This window comes from Pseudolabrys sp. (assembly GCF_050250095.1).
GTDB lineage: Bacteria > Pseudomonadota > Alphaproteobacteria > Rhizobiales > Xanthobacteraceae > Pseudolabrys.
In genome coordinates, this window is sequence record NZ_JBFWPH010000003.1 from 14,070 (window position 1) to 32,220 (window position 18,151).

General features: G+C 63.7%; 19 protein-coding genes and 2 tRNA genes. 3 read left to right on the plus strand and 18 right to left on the minus strand.

The genetic code is table 11. The annotated features are described in order from the left end of the window. Positions 1-9 precede the first annotated feature (9 nt). The 3 genes from kdpB to kdpF are packed head-to-tail and all read right to left on the minus strand — an operon-like array spanning position 10 to position 3,447. Entirely contained in the window at positions 10-2,082 is a 2,073-nt protein-coding gene (gene kdpB / locus AB7F10_RS09505; RefSeq protein ID WP_428560093.1) for a potassium-transporting ATPase subunit KdpB, read from the minus strand. Positions 2,083-2,109: 27 nt separating this feature from the next. After that, entirely contained in the window at positions 2,110-3,336 is a 1,227-nt protein-coding gene (gene kdpA / locus AB7F10_RS09510) for a potassium-transporting ATPase subunit KdpA (RefSeq protein ID WP_428560096.1), read from the minus strand. Positions 3,337-3,345: 9 nt separating this feature from the next. Next, positions 3,346-3,447: a K(+)-transporting ATPase subunit F gene (gene kdpF / locus AB7F10_RS09515; protein WP_428560099.1), complete on the minus strand. Its 102-nt coding sequence runs from the start codon at positions 3,445-3,447 to the stop codon at positions 3,346-3,348. 833 nt (positions 3,448-4,280) lie between these two features. Here kdpF and AB7F10_RS09520 point away from each other — a divergent pair. Further along, the gene (locus AB7F10_RS09520; RefSeq protein ID WP_428560102.1) at positions 4,281-5,555 is read left to right on the plus strand and encodes a hypothetical protein; all 1,275 of its coding nucleotides are present in this window, start codon (positions 4,281-4,283) and stop codon (positions 5,553-5,555) included. Between the two features lie 123 nt (positions 5,556-5,678). Next, positions 5,679-6,050 (plus strand): hypothetical protein, encoded by a 372-nt coding sequence (locus AB7F10_RS09525; protein ID WP_428560104.1) that lies wholly within the window; start codon positions 5,679-5,681, stop codon positions 6,048-6,050. Positions 6,051-6,070: 20 nt separating this feature from the next. On the opposite strand, the gene AB7F10_RS09530 is transcribed toward AB7F10_RS09525, so the two are convergent. The 13 genes from AB7F10_RS09530 to AB7F10_RS09590 form a co-directional block, all read right to left on the minus strand. Next, on the minus strand, positions 6,071-6,538 hold the full coding sequence (locus AB7F10_RS09530) for a hypothetical protein (protein WP_428560106.1): 468 nt from the start codon (positions 6,536-6,538) through the stop codon (positions 6,071-6,073). Positions 6,539-6,682: 144 nt separating this feature from the next. After that, positions 6,683-7,108, minus strand: coding sequence for an Arm DNA-binding domain-containing protein (locus AB7F10_RS09535; protein ID WP_428560108.1), 426 nt, complete (start codon positions 7,106-7,108; stop codon positions 6,683-6,685). A 173-nt stretch (positions 7,109-7,281) separates the two neighbouring features. Next, positions 7,282-7,357, minus strand: a tRNA-Phe gene (locus tag AB7F10_RS09540). A gap of 183 nt (positions 7,358-7,540) precedes the next feature. Continuing rightward, entirely contained in the window at positions 7,541-7,732 is a 192-nt protein-coding gene (locus tag AB7F10_RS09545) for a DNA gyrase inhibitor YacG (protein ID WP_428560110.1), read from the minus strand. Next, positions 7,729-9,249 carry an AMP-binding protein gene (locus tag AB7F10_RS09550; RefSeq protein ID WP_428560112.1) on the minus strand — a complete coding sequence of 507 codons (1,521 nt, stop codon included), beginning with the start codon at positions 9,247-9,249 and terminating at the stop codon, positions 7,729-7,731. Before AB7F10_RS09550 ends, AB7F10_RS09545 begins: the two co-directional genes overlap by 4 nt. Before the next feature lie 25 nt (positions 9,250-9,274). Further along, positions 9,275-9,898 (minus strand): Maf-like protein, encoded by a 624-nt coding sequence (locus tag AB7F10_RS09555; protein WP_428560114.1) that lies wholly within the window; start codon positions 9,896-9,898, stop codon positions 9,275-9,277. An 86-nt stretch (positions 9,899-9,984) separates the two neighbouring features. Then, positions 9,985-10,452: a low molecular weight phosphatase family protein gene (locus AB7F10_RS09560; protein WP_428560117.1), complete on the minus strand. Its 468-nt coding sequence runs from the start codon at positions 10,450-10,452 to the stop codon at positions 9,985-9,987. 7 nt (positions 10,453-10,459) lie between these two features. Next, a complete protein-coding gene (locus AB7F10_RS09565; protein WP_428560118.1) occupies positions 10,460-10,957 on the minus strand; it encodes a UPF0262 family protein in 498 nt (165 codons plus the stop codon). An 8-nt stretch (positions 10,958-10,965) separates the two neighbouring features. Next, positions 10,966-12,261 carry a histidinol dehydrogenase gene (gene hisD, locus AB7F10_RS09570; protein WP_428560120.1) on the minus strand — a complete coding sequence of 432 codons (1,296 nt, stop codon included), beginning with the start codon at positions 12,259-12,261 and terminating at the stop codon, positions 10,966-10,968. 98 nt (positions 12,262-12,359) lie between these two features. Then, complete coding sequence (locus AB7F10_RS09575) at positions 12,360-12,809, minus strand: DUF2948 family protein (RefSeq protein ID WP_428560123.1); 450 nt, start codon at positions 12,807-12,809, stop codon at positions 12,360-12,362. A 72-nt stretch (positions 12,810-12,881) separates the two neighbouring features. Further along, complete coding sequence (locus tag AB7F10_RS09580) at positions 12,882-13,580, minus strand: molybdate ABC transporter substrate-binding protein (RefSeq protein WP_428560125.1); 699 nt, start codon at positions 13,578-13,580, stop codon at positions 12,882-12,884. Between the two features lie 39 nt (positions 13,581-13,619). Next, positions 13,620-14,909: a UDP-N-acetylglucosamine 1-carboxyvinyltransferase gene (gene murA, locus AB7F10_RS09585; RefSeq protein ID WP_428560128.1), complete on the minus strand. Its 1,290-nt coding sequence runs from the start codon at positions 14,907-14,909 to the stop codon at positions 13,620-13,622. Between the two features lie 132 nt (positions 14,910-15,041). Next, positions 15,042-15,206 (minus strand): hypothetical protein, encoded by a 165-nt coding sequence (locus tag AB7F10_RS09590; RefSeq protein ID WP_428560131.1) that lies wholly within the window; start codon positions 15,204-15,206, stop codon positions 15,042-15,044. A 126-nt stretch (positions 15,207-15,332) separates the two neighbouring features. On the opposite strand from AB7F10_RS09590, the gene AB7F10_RS09595 reads away from it, so the two are divergent. Continuing rightward, positions 15,333-15,407: transfer RNA gene (locus AB7F10_RS09595), tRNA-Thr, on the plus strand. Positions 15,408-15,487: 80 nt separating this feature from the next. Here the strand turns inward: AB7F10_RS09595 and AB7F10_RS09600 are convergent. Both AB7F10_RS09600 and AB7F10_RS09605 read right to left on the minus strand, forming a co-directional pair. After that, positions 15,488-16,093: a 3-keto-disaccharide hydrolase gene (locus AB7F10_RS09600; RefSeq protein ID WP_428560133.1), complete on the minus strand. Its 606-nt coding sequence runs from the start codon at positions 16,091-16,093 to the stop codon at positions 15,488-15,490. A 241-nt stretch (positions 16,094-16,334) separates the two neighbouring features. After that, the gene (locus AB7F10_RS09605) at positions 16,335-18,038 is read right to left on the minus strand and encodes a dihydroxy-acid dehydratase (protein ID WP_428560135.1); all 1,704 of its coding nucleotides are present in this window, start codon (positions 18,036-18,038) and stop codon (positions 16,335-16,337) included. Positions 18,039-18,151: the final 113 nt, after the last annotated feature.

An 18,151-nucleotide genomic window follows, 5' to 3' on the forward strand; every position in this document is an offset into this window, starting at 1 on the left:
CCGTTCTCCTCAAGCCAGATGCAGCGCGGTGACCGCGAGATCGATCGCCTTGATCCCGATGAACGGCAGCGCGAGACCGCCGAGCCCGTAGATCAGCAGATTCCGGCGCAGCAGAGCCGCCGCGCCCACCGGCCGGTACGTCACGCCCTTCAACGCCAGCGGGATGAGCGCGATAATGATGAGAGCGTTGAAGATGATGGCCGACAGAATCGCGCTCTGCGGGGTCGACAGGCCCATCACATTCAACACCTGAAGCTGCGGGTAGAACGCCACGAACATCGCCGGGATGATCGCGAAATACTTGGCAACATCGTTCGCGATCGAGAAGGTCGTGAGCGCGCCGCGCGTCATCAGCAGCTGTTTTCCGATCCCCACGACTTCAATGAGCTTGGTCGGGTCCGAATCGAGGTCGACCATGTTGCCGGCCTCGCGGGCCGCCTGCGTTCCGCTCTGCATCGCGACGCCGACATCGGCTTGAGCCAGCGCCGGCGCGTCGTTGGTGCCGTCGCCGCACATGGCGATCAGCCTTCCTTCCGCCTGCTCGCTGCGGATATAGCGCAGCTTGTCCTCGGGCGTGGCTTCCGCGATGAAATCGTCGACTCCGGCTTCCGACGCGATCGCGGCGGCGGTGACCGGGTTGTCGCCGGTAATCATGACCGTCTTGATCCCCATGCGCCGCAGCTCGGCAAAGCGGTCCTTCACGTCCGGCTTCACGACGTCCTTCAGATGAATGACGCCCAGAATCCGGCCGCCGTCCGCAAGACCGAGCGGCGTGCCTCCGGCGCGCGCGATCCGATCCACCGCGGCGCGGAAGCCCGCGGGTTCGGTCATCGCGCGTCCCGATTGCTCGCCGGCAAATTTGAGAATGGAATCGACCGCTCCCTTGCGAAGCTTTCGGCCGCCAACATCGACACCGGAAAGCCGGGTCGTCGCGGAGAACACGATAAAGCTGGCCCCACCGGCGGCCGGCGCGCGCGCCGCGCCGTATTTTTCCTGCATCAACGCGACGATCGAGCGCCCCTCCGCGGTTTCGTCGGCCTCGCTGGCGAGCAAGGCAATCCCCGCAGCTTCACGTTCGGACACGCCCGACACCGGGATGATTTCCGTGGCAAGCCGGTTGCCGAAGGTGATCGTGCCGGTCTTGTCGAGCAGGAGCGTGTCGACATCGCCGGCGGCCTCCACGGCCCGGCCCGACATCGCCAGAACGTTGAAGCGCACGAGCCGGTCCATGCCGGCGATGCCGATTGCCGACAGCAGCGCGCCGATCGTCGTCGGAATCAGCGTCACGAACAGCGCGACCAGCACGACGATCGAAATCGAACCGCCGGCATAGGCGGCAAAGCTCGGAATCGTGACGGTTGCGAACACAAAGATAATGGTCAGGCCGACCAGCAGGATGGTCAGCGCGATCTCGTTCGGCGTCTTCTGCCGCTCCGCACCCTCGACCAGCCTGATCATCCGGTCGAGAAACGATGAGCCGGCCGAGGCGGTGATGCGCACCACGATGCGGTCGGAAATGACCGTCGTTCCGCCGGTCACGGCCGAACGGTCGCCGCCGGACTCGCGGATGACCGGAGCGGATTCGCCGGTCACCGCCGCCTCGTTGACCGAGGCGATGCCCTCGATCACCTCGCCGTCGCCGGGAATAATGTCGCCGGCCTCGCAAACAACGATATCGCCCGCCCTCAGGTCTTCGGCCGAGACGCCCTGATAGACCTCGTAATTGTCCGGCATCAGAACGCGCTTGGCCCGCGTCTCGGTGCGGGTCTTGCGCAGCGTGTCGGCCTGCGCCTTGCCGCGTCCCTCGGCGACCGCTTCCGCGAAATTCGCAAACAACAGCGTGAACCAGAGCCAGACCACGATCTGGATTTCAAAGCCGATGCTCTCGCTGCCCTGCAAAAGGCCGCGCGCGAGCAGGACGGTCGTCAGTACCGTGACGATCTCCAGCACGAACATCACGGGGTTCGCGGCAAGCTTGCGCGGATCGAGCTTGAGCAGCGCCTGACCGATTGCCGGAGCAATGATGGAGGCGTCAAGCAAGGAAGAAACCGGCATCCGCTTGCGCAGCTTCGAGGATTCCATGTCAATCACTCCGAATGGGCAGCCGGCTCAGAACATCGCCTGCTTCATCATGGCGATGTGCTCGACAATCGGACCGAGCGCGAGAGCGGGGAAAAACGTGAGGCCGCCAACAATGAGGATCACGCCGACCAGCAGGCCGACGAACAGGCCGCTGTCGGTGGGGAATGTGCCCGCCGAGGCGGCAACCGATTTCTTGGCGGCCAGCGAGCCGGCAATCGCCATCGCCGGAACGATGACGAAGTAGCGGCCGATCAGCATCGCGAAACCGCCGGTCGTGTTGTACCAGAGCGTGTTGCCCGTAAGTCCGGCGAAGGCCGAACCGTTGTTGGCGGTCTGCGACGTATAGGCGTAGAGAATTTCCGAGAAACCATGCGGGCCGGCATTGGCGGTCGAGGCGACGGCCGACGGGATCAGCACCGCAGCCGCGGTGAAGCCGAGGATCGCCAGCGGCAGGCAAAGCACGGCGAGCATCGCCATCTTCACCTCCTTGGCCTCGATCTTCTTGCCGAGATATTCCGGCGTGCGGCCGACCATCAGCCCGGCGACGAACACGGTGACGATAACGAACAGGAACATGCCGTAGAGACCCGAGCCGACGCCGCCGAACACGATCTCGCCGAGCTGCATCAGCAGCACCGGGACGAGCCCGCCTAGCGGCGTGAAACTGTCGTGCATGGCGTTGACCGAACCGTTGGAGGCCGCGGTGGTCGCCACCGCCCACAGGCTCGAATTGGCGATGCCGAAGCGAACCTCCTTGCCTTCCATATTGGCGGGATCGATGCCGAGCGCGGCGAAGTGGACATTGCCCGCGCCTTCCGCCCAATAGGTCGCGGCCAGACTGCCGACGAGGATCGCGAGCATCGCTGCATAGAGCGCCCAGCCCTGCCGCGGCTTGCCGACCATGCGGCCGAAGGTGTGGGTGACGGCCGTGTTGAACGACAGGTCGGCCGGAACGGCGGATTGGTCCGTGGGATTGAGCGGCAGGAAAGCCTGGAGCCGCAGCAGCGCGTACACCGCAAGGAAGCCGGCGGCGTTGAACAGAAGCATGGCGACCGTATAGGCAAGCCAGCCTTGCTCGCGCGCTTCATCGACGCCCGATAGCCGGTAAAGCGTCGTTTCGAGCGGCCGCAGAACCGGCGAGAGAACCGTAGGCTTGCCCTCGAAGACGCGCGCCATATAGCGGCCCAGCGGCACGACGAGCGCGGTGAGAACGATCAGGTACACGCCGATCTGAAGCCAGCCATTCACAGTCATGTCAGCCTCTCAGAAACGCTCGGGCCGCAGCAGCGCATAGGTGAGATAGATCAGCAGCCCGGCCATCACGGCGCCGGCGAACCAGTCATCGAGGCTCATTGCGTGGGTCATGGCGCGATCCCTTTCACAGGCGATCGCAGGCGACGGCGTAGCCGATCGACAGCGCGAAGAAGCCAAGGCCGCCGGCGAGCAAAACGAAATCGAGCATGGTCACTCCTCCCGAGTTCCGGAGCGACCTCTGAACTAAGCCTGCAGCGATAAGGAAGCGATGCGGATTAGCGCCCGGGGATATCAAGGCGGCATAAAGACCGCCCCTCCCAAGCTGCTTTGACGAATCCCGCTCGCCATGCACCGGCCGGCACAGCGGACGTGATTTCGCGCTACGTCTCAACCGACGCGGGTTTGCTCCCGCTCAACGCATGGGGCGCGTCCAACCGGGTTGCAGGCCCCACGAAGCGGGGCCGCTATTTCGGTTTGCGGAGAGGAGAAATGGTGCCAGGGGCGGCTCCGCACCGACGCAAGAAGTACGCTTACTGAGCGAGGATTCCAACCTGCGACTTTTGCCGTACCCACATTCGTACCCTCACCCGTGATTTTGCACTCGGTTTGATTCCCGCGGCACGATGAACGCCAGTCGCACCCGCCGCGACCCGCACCGCGGACACTTCAAGCGGCTCTCCAAGCGGGCGAGTGGATAGGCGGCGCCCCGCGTCCAGACTAGGGTCTGCAGGTCGAGCTCGGCACCGTAGGTGCACTCCCGCCTCGTCTTCATAGCCTCACGCTTTCCCCAGGCGCACCGGACGGTGACGCGCCAGCCGAATGAATAGGCTTCTCCGAGGGTTTCAACTCCCATGGGGATATAGTGGAGAACGAAAGAAGAACGGTAGTCAACATAATACTGCCAGCGGTAGGTTCCGGTTATTGCAACCTGCCGTGAGCATCCGATGCCAAGTTTTCAGATACCAAAACAGACCGACAGGTCTTTACTCGCAGCGATCCAAGCGATCAAAGCCGAATTACCTCAACCGGAATCCCACATTGTGGTGAGGACTGCGGAAGGCCCCGCGGGAGTCGATGTCAGACTTAACGATAAGCCCAACGCGCTCGTCGAAGATGTGCTCTCTTTGGAGAGTCAAATTATGCCGCATTTGTATCTACGCGGCCCAAATAACCACAATGGCTTGGTGATCAATCGTAAAGCTGGGCCCACGGATGAGGTTCAAGTCGCTCACGATGGAAACTGGTTCTCAAACATCCAAGAACCAGAACGACCTGCGATTGGCGTACGTCTAATTGCCTCGGCGCGCAAGCACCTCGACGCAGTAGAACTCGATGGCACCATTTCCGGGACAGCAGACACAGAATGGGGGCGCTATCGCGAAGCGCAGGCAGCTATCATTCATGGTCTGCAAGAAACACAGCGAACAATTCTTTCTGAATTCACTCGCAAATCTTTAGAAATGGAAGCGGCGTCAAAGGCGCGCACCGAGAATCGCGAGGCAGAACTAAAAAAGCACTATGACACCCTGCAAGAACAATTAAATCAAAAGCAGCTGGCCGAAAGCGAACGAGTAGCCGCTCGTGAAAAGGAAATCGAAGACCGTGAGAAACGTTTCAATACCAAAGAAGCTCGGTATGTCGCTCGGAGCGAGCAACAGAACCAGATAGCTCAGATCAAAGGCTGGCTGGAAGATTGGAGCCTAACCAAAAAAACCCAGTCGAAACGACGCGTGGTAATTGCGGCGTACATTATGGCCGCCATTTTTACGGGCGGCCTCACAATCTGGTTCAGTCGCGAGAGTATGAACGTCATCAATACGTCGGCAGCGACGTTAGAATGGTGGCAGTGGTTTTTGCTAGCATTCAAGTCCATTTTCCCGCTTGCGGCCTTCATCACCTTCATTGTCGCATTCATTCGGTGGTCATCGGACTGGGCGCGGCAGCATGCAGATGAAGAGTTTCGGAACCGAGCACGAATTTTAGACATTGGCCGAACAGCTTGGCTCTTGGAGGCCGTACGCGATGCTCAGGACAATAACAAAGAACTGCCGCCCGAGCTTGTGAAAGAGCTGTCGCGGAATCTATTTGCCTACGCCCCAACCGGCGATGCTGCAGACCTCAATCCGAACACCATAACCGATTTACTCATGCAAGGGCTGAATACGCTTCGTGTGAAAGCTCCGGATGGGAGCGAAGTTGAGGCACGACGGAAAGGGTAGCCGTCAGCGATGGTGATGGTCTCGCTACGGTAGCTATCGCGCTGCTCCTTTACGAAGTCGTAGATGGAGGTCACGTAATGAGTATATCATTGCGTGCAAGGTCTATTGGGCTTGGAGGGGATAATGCGTGTATTGCTTGGTGTGATTTTCTTTTTGTTCGTTCATGCACCCGCCGAAGCTACTTACAAGATTATCTGCGCTCCTGGCGCTTTGAGCAGCGAGTGGTCAGGAGTTATCTGGCAATACAGCTCCTATGGTGGAAAGCTCAGGCAAGTGGTGATTATCGACGTTGAAGCTCTAGGAGCCCAAGGCAAGCTTGTTGAATGTCGGCGAGAGCGTGGAGCCGTGACGGGCGGCATCGATAAGAGCTGCAAGTTTGCGGTAGGTGTCCCATTCAAGACGACCTACTACAAAACGATTCGGCACGAGACTTGCGTGACTGGCAACGACTTGAATACAGAAGAGTGTGTTGTGGAATGTGCCGATAAAAAATAAAGCACTATGTGCTGATCTTTTCAGTCCGAACACCCACGAAGAAATTCACCTGCCGACTCTAGCGCTTTCTTGGCGCCTAAGAGCGAGAATCGTTCCGAGCTTCCAAACTTCGGATATTCAACCACGAAGGATTTGGACCGGCTTTTGACAATTGCCTCTACCAATGAGTAAAGCGCATTCAGCCCTGCACGACCGCTCGCCTTGAAATGCGCCTCGCGAAGCGAAAACGAATGGTTCTCATCGTCGATGACGATTTGGACGATAATCTGCTCCTGCGGTCTGGGACGCACCTTGTCGGAAGTAAGAAACATGCCAGGCGTCGTATCAATCTGACCCGCCGGACAATAGATATTCAGACTAGCCCCATCCTTATTTCGAATGATTGCTTCTGTCGTGCCTTGAGCAAAGCCGACGGTCCACCGGTAGTCGACGGCACTAGCCGGAACAGAAATGAGCCAGAAGACGGCAAAAACAATTAGCAGCCTCATTGGTACCCCCACGCCTAAGCTGCATATTCTCAACGAGCCTGGTTCTTCGTCAATCGCTGTCTTGCTTCAGCTACTTTGCGGCGATGCTCCACTCCGGAAGGAGGCTGCGCCAGTTCGCTATGGTACGCAGCACTATCTGCTGTGTCATCGTGAATGCTGCGCGGGAAGCGGCGCGGCAAGGTCGCAAAGCAGCCACCGGTTCTTATCGAGCGTCGATGCCGCCTTGCCCTCTTCGCCTAGCTTTCGGAGATAATCTTCGGCAACGGCGCCGAACGTATTACGCGCGGCGACCTCAGCCGCCACACGTTCTTCTTTTCGCTGCACGACAGGATTGATTCCAGCCGCGAGCTGCTTTCTCGCTTCGTCCCGCTTGGCGCGGGCGTCAGCGAGCGAGACTTCCGGGAACGAGCCGAACGAAAGCATCTGTTCCTTACCGGCAAAGCGATAACGGAAACGCCAGAGCTTCGAGCCGTTCGGATTTACGAGAAGGTGCAGTCCGTGGCCGTCAGCAAGCTTGAAAGGCTTGTCTCTCGGCACGGCCTTCGACACCTGGAACACTGTGAGAACCATGCGGGTACCGCCTTTTTTTCAAAGAGCGCTACCCATAATTATACCCGCCCCCTACCCTCGCTTGCCCGTGCTGTAGTTGCTCATCTCGGAGCATCGCCTTCGGCGTAAGCGCCTGAAACGACTCGCAAAATGAGCAAGTATGAGGAGGCTTGGAAAGCGGTGAGGAAGGGTAATGGTGCCCAGGGGCGGAATCGAACCACCGACACTGCGATTTTCAATCGCATGCTCTACCAACTGAGCTACCTGGGCGCCGGGTCCCGCAGGCAGGCCACGGAACGGGAAGAGCGCCGCGGTTTATAGAGGCTCGCCAAGGCGCTGTCCAGAAAGCCTTTCCGGCGGATTTTGCCGCCCGCCCAAGGGCTTCGGCGACAATTTTATTCGTTGAGCATGATCCTATCCGAAAACCGGTTCCCACTTTTCGGGATCATGCCCCTACTCCCGCTCCTTCGGAGGATCAGGCGCATCGCCATCCTCGTCGTCGTCCTCAGTGGCGGGAACCGAATAGACACCGGTGAGCCAGCGGTGCAGGTCGATGTCGGCGCAGCGCCGCGAGCAGAACGGCTTGGTCGCGGGGTCGGTCGGCTTGCCGCAGATCGGGCAGGCGCCGGTGGCGGGCGCGATCATCGGCCGCCCTCCGCGCGGCCCGCGTCGCGCTGGCGCAGCTCGGTCTTGAGAATCTTGCCGTAATTGTTCTTCGGCAGCGCGTCGATGAACACATAGTCCTTCGGCCGCTTGAAGCGCGCGATCTTCGACAGGCACAGCGCATCGAGTTCGCCGGGCGCAGCCTCGCCGACCACATAGGCGACCACCACTTCGCCCCATTCGCCGTCCGGCCGCCCGATCACCGACACCTCGCGCACACCGCCATGCTCGAGCAGCACCTCCTCCACCTCGCGCGGATAGATGTTGCTGCCGCCGGAAATGATGACGTCCTTGGAACGGTCCTTCAGCGTGAGATAGCCGTCGTCGTCGAAACTGCCGACGTCGCCGGTCCACAGCCAGCCGTCTTTCAGCGAGGCGGCGGTGGCGTCAGGGTTGTTCCAGTAGCCGGCCATCAGCACGTCGCCGCGCACCAGGATTTCACCGGCCTCGCCCGGCGGCAGCGGCCGGCCTTCGCTGTCTGCCACGATGACATCGACGCAAGAATAGGCGCGGCCGACAGAGCCGAGCCGCTCGCGCCAGCGCGGATGATCGCGCCGCGCGATGTCGGCTTTCGGCAGCGTAGTGATCGTCATCGGGCTTTCGCCCTGGCCGTAAATCTGCGCGAGGCGCGGGCCGAAGCGGTCGAGCGCCTTCAAGGCGTCCTCGACATACATCGGCGCGCCGCCCCAGATCAGTGTGCGGACGCGCGAGGGATCGCAGTCCGCGTCGCTGTCGACCAGCCGCTTGATCATGGTCGGCGCGGCGAACATCGAGGCGTTGTTCCAGTGATGGAACAGGCCGAAGATTTCCTCAGGCTCGAACGAGCCCGACTCCGGCACGACGTTGACGCCGCCGAGCGCGACATGCGCCATGATGTAGAGACCCGAGCCGTGGCTCATCGGCGCCGCATGCAGGATGGCGTCGCCCGGCGCGACCGGATCGACGTCGGCCGCATAGGCATAGGTCGCTTCCTTCAGCGAGCGGTGCGTCAGCATCGCGCCCTTTGGCTTGCCGGTGGTGCCGGAAGTGTAGAACAGCCAGGCCAGCGCGTCGGCGTCACATTGCGTCACCGCCACGGCATCGGCCTTGAGCAAGGCGCCATGGTCCTTGCCGCCGATGCGGATCAGGCGCTCCAGCGATTTCGGCGCATGCGGCGAAATGGCGTCATCGAGTCCCGCCGAAGCGAAACACACCCGCGCGCCGGAATGTTCGAGAATGTAGCCAAGCTCGGCGCCATGCAGCTTTGCGTTGGCCGGCACGGCGGCCAGGCCCGCATGCCAGATCGCGTGCAGCAGAGTGACGTAATCGGGGGAATTCTTGGCGACGACGGCGACGCGGTCGCCGGGCTTGAGGCCGAGATCGTTGCACAGCGCGCCGGCGAGCCGCGCGGCCCGCTGCGCCAGCGCCGCGTAGTCGAGCACGACCCGCGTGCCCTCGCCGACCGCGGGACGATCGCCGAACCCCTTGCCGGCCCGTTCGAGCCACACGGCGACATTCATGACACGGCACTCACGCGCGAACGCCTCAGACGGCGTTGAGCCAGCCGAAGCGGATTGGGAAACCTTCGCCTTCGAGCAGGGCCATCGTCTCGTAAAGCGGCAGGCCGACCACGTTCGAGTAGGAGCCGACCAGCTTGACCATGAAGGTGCCGGCGATGCCCTGCGCGGCATAACCGCCGGCCTTGCCGCGCCACTCGCCGGAGGCGAGATAAGCTTCGATGTCGTCCTTCCCCAGCCGCTTGAAGCGCACGCGGCTTTCGACCAGCCGCTGGCGATAGGACTCCTTCGGCGTGACGAGGCAGATCGCGGTGTAGACGCGATGGTTGCGGCCGGACAGGAGCCGCAGGCACTGCGCGGCTTCGTCGAGCAACTCGGCCTTCGGCAGGATGCGGCGGCCGACCGCGACCACCGTATCGGCGGCGAGGATGTAGGCGCCGCGCAACTCGTCGTCGAGCTTGACGGCTTCCAGCGCCGCGAAGGCTTTCGCATGGGCGAGCCGGTTCGCATAGGCGCGCGGCAGTTCGCCCCGCTTGGGGGTCTCGTCGATATCGGCAGGCTTCAGCGCATCGGGCTCGATTCCGGCCTGGTTGACCAGAGCGAGCCGGCGCGGCGAGCCGGAGGCGAGAACGAATTTGGGGCGACCGATCATGAGAGCGCGGCAAGGTACAAAATGGCGGGTGGCATCACAACGACCTTTTATCCGGCCGGTTATCCGGGGCTTTATTCATCAACGCTTTATTCGTTGGCCGGGCCGTCCCGCCCGAACCGCGCGCGGATCCGCGCCATGATCTGGTCGCGGACGTCGCGGTACACGGCAAGCCGCTGTTCCCGGCTGCCCTCCGAGGCGGTCGGGTCCGGCATCGGCCAGTATTCGACATCGACCGCGGCGGTCCGGGTCAGGTCCAGCGCCTTGTGATGCGCCGCCGGCGTCAGCGTCACGATCAGGTCGACATTGAGACCCTCGAGATCCTCGAACTCCTCGAAGGTCAGCGGACGGTGCCGCGAAATGTCGATGCCGAGTTCCTCCATCGCCGCCACCGCGAAAGGATCGGCCTGCCCGGCCTTCTGCACGCCGGCGGAGGCGACATAGACCGACTTGCCGAGCAACTGGCGAGCAAGGCCGGCGGCCATTGGCGAACGCGCCGCATTGTAGTTGCAGGCGAACAGCACCGCCTGCGGCCGCGCGGTTCGCTCCGCCGCCATGCCCGTGTCAGCCCTTCCAGTGCAGCACGCAGATCAGCGTGAACAGCCGGCGCGCGGTGTCGGTGTCGATCTCGACCTTGCCGGCGAGACGCTCCGTGAGAATGTCCGAGCCTTCGTTGTGAATGCCGCGCCGGCCCATGTCGATCGCCTCGATCTTGTCGGGCGTGGCGGTGCGGATCGCCTGATAGTAGCTGTCGCAGATCATGTAGTAGTCCTTGACCACACGCCGCAGCGGCGTGAGCGACAACAGATGCGCGATCACCGCCGAGCCGTCCTCGCGGCGAATGTCGAAGACGAGCCGGCTGCCGTCGATGCTGAGATTGAGCACGAATGGGCCGTCGTCATGGCCGGCCGGCGCGAAAGTGTTCTGCTCCAGAAGATCGTAGATCGCGACTGCGCGTTCGTGCTCGACATCCGGGTTGGACCGGCCGATGGAATTTTCGTCGAGGTTGACGCCGACGAGTCGAAGCTTGCCGGCGGGTTGATCCTTTTTCGCCGGGCTCATCGGATCGCTCACTTCAAGTTGAGACGGATCGCGACCGAGCGCGCATGGGCGTCGAGCCCTTCCGCCTGCCCGAGCGCGATCGCCGCGGGACCGAGCGCGCGCAGCTGTTCCGGCCCGCATTTGAGCATCGACGTGCGCTTCATGAAGTCGAGCACGCCGAGGCCGGACGAGAACCGCGCCGAGCGCGCCGTCGGCAGCACATGGTTGGACCCGGCGACGTAATCGCCGATCGCTTCCGGCGTATGGCCCCCGAGGAAAATCGCGCCCGCATTGCGGATTTTCTCCGCCAGCGCGTCGCCGTCGGCGGCGATGATTTCGAGATGCTCGGCGGCAATCGCGTCGGCAAGCGGCACGGCGTCGGCGAGCTTTGCCACCTTGATGACGGCGCCGAAGTCGCGCCACGACGCGCCGGCGATCTTCGCCCGCGGCAACGTCTTCAGCTGCGACTCGACGGATTTTTCGACCAGCCCGGCCAGCTCGTCGCTGTCGGTGATGAGGATCGCCTGCGCGCTTTCGTCATGCTCGGCCTGCGCCAGCAGATCGGCGGCGATCCAGTCGGCATTGCCGGTCCTGTCGGCGATCACCAGCACCTCGGAGGGACCTGCGATCATGTCGATGCCGACGGTGCCAAACACCAGCCGCTTGGCAGCGGCCACATAGGCGTTGCCGGGACCGACGATCTTCGACACCCGCTTGATGGTGTCGGTGCCATAGGCGAGCGCGGCCACCGCCTGCGCGCCGCCGATGCGATAGATTTCGTCGACGCCGGCGAGTTTCGCCGCCGCGAGCACCAGCGGGTTGAGCTTGCCGTCCGGCGACGGCACCACCATGACGAGGCGCGGCACGCCGGCAACCTTGGCCGGCACGGCATTCATCAGAACCGACGACGGATAGGCGGCGGTTCCCCCCGGCACGTAAAGCCCGGCCGCCTCGATGGCGGTCCAGCGTGAGCCGAGTTCGACGCCGAGCGCGTCGGTGAAGCGGTGGTCCTTCGGCAACTGGCGGCGGTGATAGGCCTCGATGCGGTCGCGCGCGAGCTTCAGCGCGTCGAGCGCCGGCTCGTCGCAGGCCGCCGTCGCGGCGTCGAGTTCTGCAGCGCCGACGCGCAGGCCGGTCTTGCCGAGATCGACGCGGTCGAATTTCTTGGTGAGGTCGATCAGTGCCTCGTCGCCACGCGCGACAACGTCGGCGATGATGGCGCGCACCGCCTGCTCGACGTCCGGCGACGCCTCCCGCTTGGCGGCGAGAAACGCGCTGAAACGGTCGGCAAAACCGGCGGCGCTGGCATCGAGGCGAATCGGCATGCTCGTTCCTATCCGGACAGATCACGCCCGGTGGCATGCTCAATGGGTGAAGCCGGGAAGTCCGTCAACCCCGCTTAAGAATGACGGAAAGACGGGGGTTAACCGTCGATTTTATCGGCAACCTTGTGATCGGGGCAGCAGCCGGCATCCCGCTCGGGGCCGATATCGGCCAGCTCGACCTCGAGACACTCGACATCGAGACGGAACGTCGCCTTGCCCGAAAACACCAGCGTCACGGTGCCGGAGGGGGCGTCGGTTTCCTCGAACTCGACCGCCAGCAGACTCAAAGGAACGCCGCCGGCGAGATCGACATCCTTGGCCTGGCAGGACCGCACCCGGTCGAACCGCAGCGCGGCACGGCGGCGCTTGAACGCCGGCTTCTCGCTGCAGGCCGCGGCCTCCCAGTCGAACCGGTCGAGACCGATGACAACCCGGTGTTCCTGCGGCCGCCACAGCACTTCGGCGGGATTGACCACCGCGTCCTGCAAATGCGCTGAGACGACTTCAAGGTCGTCCTTGTCGAGCGCTGCGAATTTGAGCCTGTCCATTGCGCGGTCACCTGCCGATGGCCACCATTTAGGAAGCCCATCTTAATGCGCAAGGTGCGGACGCGCCAAGACCTAGAAGGCGGGTTCCAGCCCCGCCGCGGTCCATCGGCTTCGCGAGACCGGATCGGTCAGCGCCTTCACGAAAGCCGCCGCCTTGGCCTGCTGCCGGCTCGCGGCCGGGATGGCCGCCGTATACATATTGGCGTTGCCGATGCCGGGAGGCAGCGGACCGAGGATCGTCAGGCCCGGCACCGCCAGCAATTCGCTGATGAAGGTCATGCCGATGTCGGCTTCGCCCGACGCGATCGCCGTGGCGACGCCGTGACCCTGCCTTTGCAATGCGGCGTTCTTGTTGATCGTGTCGGCGATGCCGACTTTCCGGAAATAGCCGTCGAGATAGATGCCGGACGAACCGCCACCTTTGGGATCGACATAGGCGACACGCCGCGCGGCGAGCAGCGTCTTGTGGAAGGCATCGACCGTCGACACATCGGGTTTCGGCGCGCCGGCCTTGATGGCGATGCCGGTCACCGACTGGCCGAGATTGACGATGCTGCCGGGCACGAAAAAGCCCGGCGCGTCGAGCGCGCGAATGGCGGATTCCGAGATCGTCACCAGATCGGCCTCTTCGCCGCTCTCGATGCGCTTGCGCATCGTGCCGACGGTGGCGAATTCCATCGCGAGCTTCTCGCCGCTCGCCGTTTCGAATTCCGGCCCGATCTGCTCGAGCATGATCTCCACCGCGCCGGCGCTGAGAACCTTGATCGCCACGTCGTCACTCCCCGATAATTTTTTCGTTGAAAGAAAACGTCAGCCGCTGATGCGCTCGATCACCGCGCCGCAGGCGCCGAGCTTGGCCTCGAGCCGCTCGAAGCCGCGGTCGAGATGATAGACGCGATTGACCATCGTTTCGCCCTCCGCCGCGAGCGCCGCGATCACCAGCGACACCGAGGCGCGCAAGTCGGTCGCCATCACCGGCGCGCCTTTCAGCTTCTCGACGCCTTCGATGGTTGCCCGCTCGCCGTCGAGATGAATGCGCGCGCCGAGCCGCGCCAGTTCCTGCACATGCATGAAGCGGTTTTCGAAAATCGTTTCGGTGATGTGCGAGGTGCCCTTGGCGCGCGTCATCAGCGCCATCAGTTGTGCCTGCAGGTCGGTCGGGAAGCCGGGGAACGGCTCCGTCGTCACCTCGACCGGCTGCAGCGCCGAGCCGTTGCGCGACACGCGGATGCCCTCGTTGGTCGGCACGATGCCGACGCCGGCCTTCACCAGCACGTCGAGCCCGGCCTGCAGCAGTTCGGGTCGGGTATTCTGCAGCAGCACATCGCCACCGGTCATCGCCACCGCCATCGCATAGGTGCCGGTCTCGATGCGGTCCGGCAGCACCGCGTGGCGCGCACCGTTCAATTTCGCGACGCCTTCGATGACGATGCGCGGCGTGCCGGCGCCGGAAATCTTCGCGCCCATCTTGTTGAGGCAGTCGGCGACGTCGCCGATCTCCGGCTCGCAGGCCGCGTTGTCGATCACCGTGGTGCCGTTCGCCAGCGCCGCCGCCATCACCGCGACATGGGTGCCGCTGACCGTGACCTTGGGGAATTTGACCTCGCCGCCGCGCAAGCCCTTGCGGGCGCGGGCGACAACATAGCCGCCGTCGATCTCGATCTCGGCGCCGAGCGCCTCGAGCGCCATGATGAGCAGGTCGACCGGCCGCGTGCCGATGGCGCAGCCGCCGGGCATCGACACCCGCGCCTCGCCCATGCGCGCGACCAGCGGCGCGATGACCCAGAAGCTCGCCCGCATCCGCGACACGAGATCATAGGGCGCGGTGGTGTCGACGATAGTTTTGGCCGAGATGTGCAAGGTCTGCCCGGCATTGTCCGGCTCGCCCGGCCGCTTGCCGGCGATCATCACGTCGACGCCGTGGTTACCGAGGATGTGCTGGAGCAGGCGAACGTCGGCCAGCCGGGGCACGTTTTCCAGGACCAGCGTGTCCGCCGTCAGCAGGCTGGCGATCATCAGCGGCAGGGTGGCGTTCTTGGCGCCCGAGATCGGGATGACGCCGTTCAGCCGCTGTCCGCCGACGATTCGAATCCGGTCCATCTCGCCCCCGCTTGTGGTCGCTGTGCCGCTCGGTGACAGGCCGCAGCCGGCCACCGGGCATTGATATGGCCCCGAAAGGCGGCCACGTCCATGTCGGGAATAAGGCCGCGCGCGGGGATGGCTGCCGTGGCCTTAACGGCTGCCGTTCCGCGCCTTTTCGGCGGCATCGGGCGACTTGGCCGGCTTGCGGCCGCGGGCCTGCTCCTTGCGGCGCTTGAGATTTTCCCGCAGCGCCCGCGCGAGCCGTTCCTTGCGCCGTTCCGCCTCGGTTTTTCCGCTGCCGCTGCCGCCGCTCATGCTCTCTTCATAATGTCCTGCGCCCGCCCGGCAAAGCCCGCCGGGACGCGAGATCGTGGCTCGACAGGACGGCGATGATCGGATATTCGCTGCCGCACCGACTGGGGCTTTTTGCGCCCGCCAGATGCTGCCGTAGCTCAGTGGTAGAGCACCTCATTGGTAATGAGGAGGTCGAGTGTTCAATCCACTCCGGCAGCACCATTCCGCCACCCCAATCCGGCTGCCCCGCGAGGCGGCGAACCGCCCCGCGCCTCTTCCCGCTCTCCTGAAGACGTCTCCCCTTAGAGCGGCTTGATCGCCACTTTCCGGAATTTGATGACGCCCTCGCCGTGCTGAAGCCCGAGGAAGCCTTCGGCGAACAGGCCGTTGCGCAGCTCGGCGGTCTTGGCGCCGTTCAGCGTCACGACGATATGCCGCCCCTTCACGGTGATCTCGTAGGTGTTCCACTTGCCGCCGGCCTTCGGCATCGGATCGACCTCGACATAATGGACGATGGCACCGGTGCCGTAGGTCGGATCCTTGCGCTTGTCGAAGATATTGGCTTCGTAGCAGGTGCGGTCGGTGACCTTCTCCGCGTCCTGGCAGCGCATGTAGATGCCGCTGTTGGCATCGTCGCTCGACCAGAATTCGACGTAGACCTGGAAGTCCTTGTACTTCTCTTTCGTCAACAGATAGGCCGGCGTCTTGCCCGTGCGCTTGTCGGCGACGATGGCGCCGTCCTCGACGCGCCAGTTCGTTTCGCCGACCTTGTTCCAGTTGTCGATCGATTTGCCGTCGAACAGCACGACCCAGCCGGGACCGGACTGCGCGTGAGCGGCGTGCGGGATTGCAAAGACTAAGGCCAGGACGCCGACGGCGAGCGTCACGGCGCGCGATACGCGATGCATGGTGTGTCTCCCCCTTGGGTAGATTGTTCTGGTTGTCAGACAAGTCGCCACGATGTCCCGCGCTCGTCTCTGTCGCGCCGGCACGACGGCCGCCGGCGGCGTGGCGCGGGTTGAGGGAAATCTTATTGGGGCGCGGGACAGCGTCGAGTCACAGCCGCGTGTACGCCGCGGTAGGCAGCGGGCAGCCGGCTCCGAAAACCGCCGGAATCCGCCGGCCGATCAGCCCGATATCATCCCAATATCATCCCTTGCCGCGCAGGAAGGCGAAGTCGCAGCCTTCGTCGGCGCCGAGGATTTCCTGGGCGTAGAGCTTCGCATAGCCGCGCGTCGGCTTCGCCGGCGCGGGCGGCATCGCGGTGGCGCGCTTCTGCAACTCCATCTCGTCGACCAGCAATTCGATGCGGCGGCTCTTGACCGAGAGGCGGATGCGGTCGCCGTTGCGCACCAGGCCGAGCGGCCCGCCGGACGCGGCGTCCGGCGTCACATGCAGCACGATGGTACCGAACGCGGTGCCGCTCATGCGGGCGTCGGACACGCGGATCATGTCCTTGACGCCCTTCGACGCGAGCTTCTTCGGGATCGGCAGATAGCCGGACTCCGGCATCGCAGACACCGAATGCGGACCGGAATTCTGCAGCACCAGAATGTCGTTCGCCTCGACCTCGAGCGCAGGATCGTCGATCCGCGCCGCAAGATCCTCCAGCGAGGAGAACACCACCGCCTTGCCTTCCATCTCAAACAGTTTCGAATCCGCCGCCGACCGTTTGAGGATCGCGCCCTGCGGCGCAAGATTGCCGAACAGCGCGACGAGACCGCCTTCCGGCTCGAGCGGCTTGGCGCGCTCGGCGATGATATTGCGGTCGACCCAGTCGACAGTCTCGCCCGCAAGCCGCTCGCCCAATGTCTCGCCGGTCACCGTCATGCAGTCGAGATGCATGAGGTCTTTCAGCTCGCGCAGCAGCGCACCCATGCCGCCGCCGGCATAGAAGTCTTCCATGTAGCCGTTGCCGACCGGCTTGAGATTCACCAGCACCGGCGTGGTGTCGGACAGTTCATTGAGTCGCTCGAGCGAGATCTTGACGCCGGCGCGGCCGGCGATGGCGGTCAGGTGGATGATCGCGTTGGTCGAACCTCCGATCGCGAGCAGCACGCGCAGCGCGTTCTCGACCGACTTTTCATTCACGATCGCCTGCGGCGTCAGCTTCGAGCCGATCAGCCGCACCGCGGCCGCGCCGGTTGCTTCCGCCGCACGCAGCCGGTCGGCGTGAACGGCCGGGATCGCCGCCGTGCCCGGCAGGATCATGCCGAGCGCCTCGGCGATGCAGGCCATCGTCGAGGCGGTGCCCATCACCGCGCAGGTGCCGGCGGTGGTCGCGAGCCGGCCTTCGACCATCGCGATTTCCTGCGAGTCGATATTGCCGGCGCGATACTGCGCCCAGAACCGGCGGCAGTCGGTGCAGGCGCCGAGCCGTTCGCCGCGATGGCGGCCGGTCATCATCGGCCCGGCGATCAGCATCACCGCCGGCTTGTTGGCGGACACCGCGCCCATCAGCTGCGCCGGCACCGTCTTGTCGCAACCGCCCATCAGCACCACCGCGTCCATCGGCTGGGCGCGAATCATCTCCTCGGTGTCCATCGACATCAGGTTGCGGAACTTGAGGCTGGTCGGGTTGAGGAACACCTCGCCGAGCGACACCGTCGGAAACTCGACCGGCAGCGCGCCGGCCGCCAGCACGCCGCGCTTCACCGCATCGAGCAGTTCCGGGAAATGGCGGTGACAGTTGTTGAAGCCGGACGGCGTATAGGCGATGCCGATCACCGGCTTCGCCAGCATCTCTTTCGAGTACCCCATCGACTGGGCGAACGAGCGCCGCAAATACAGCGAGAAGTCGCGGTCGCCGTAGTTGGTCAGGCCGTGCTGGAAGCCGGTGGGACGGTCGTTCATGTAAGTCGCTTTCCTGTCGACACTTTTTTGCAAGCCGGCCATGCCGATGCAAGCCGGCATGCAGTCCGGGCTGAAATTTTCCAACGTCAACCGCGACTTATTTGATCCCGCTC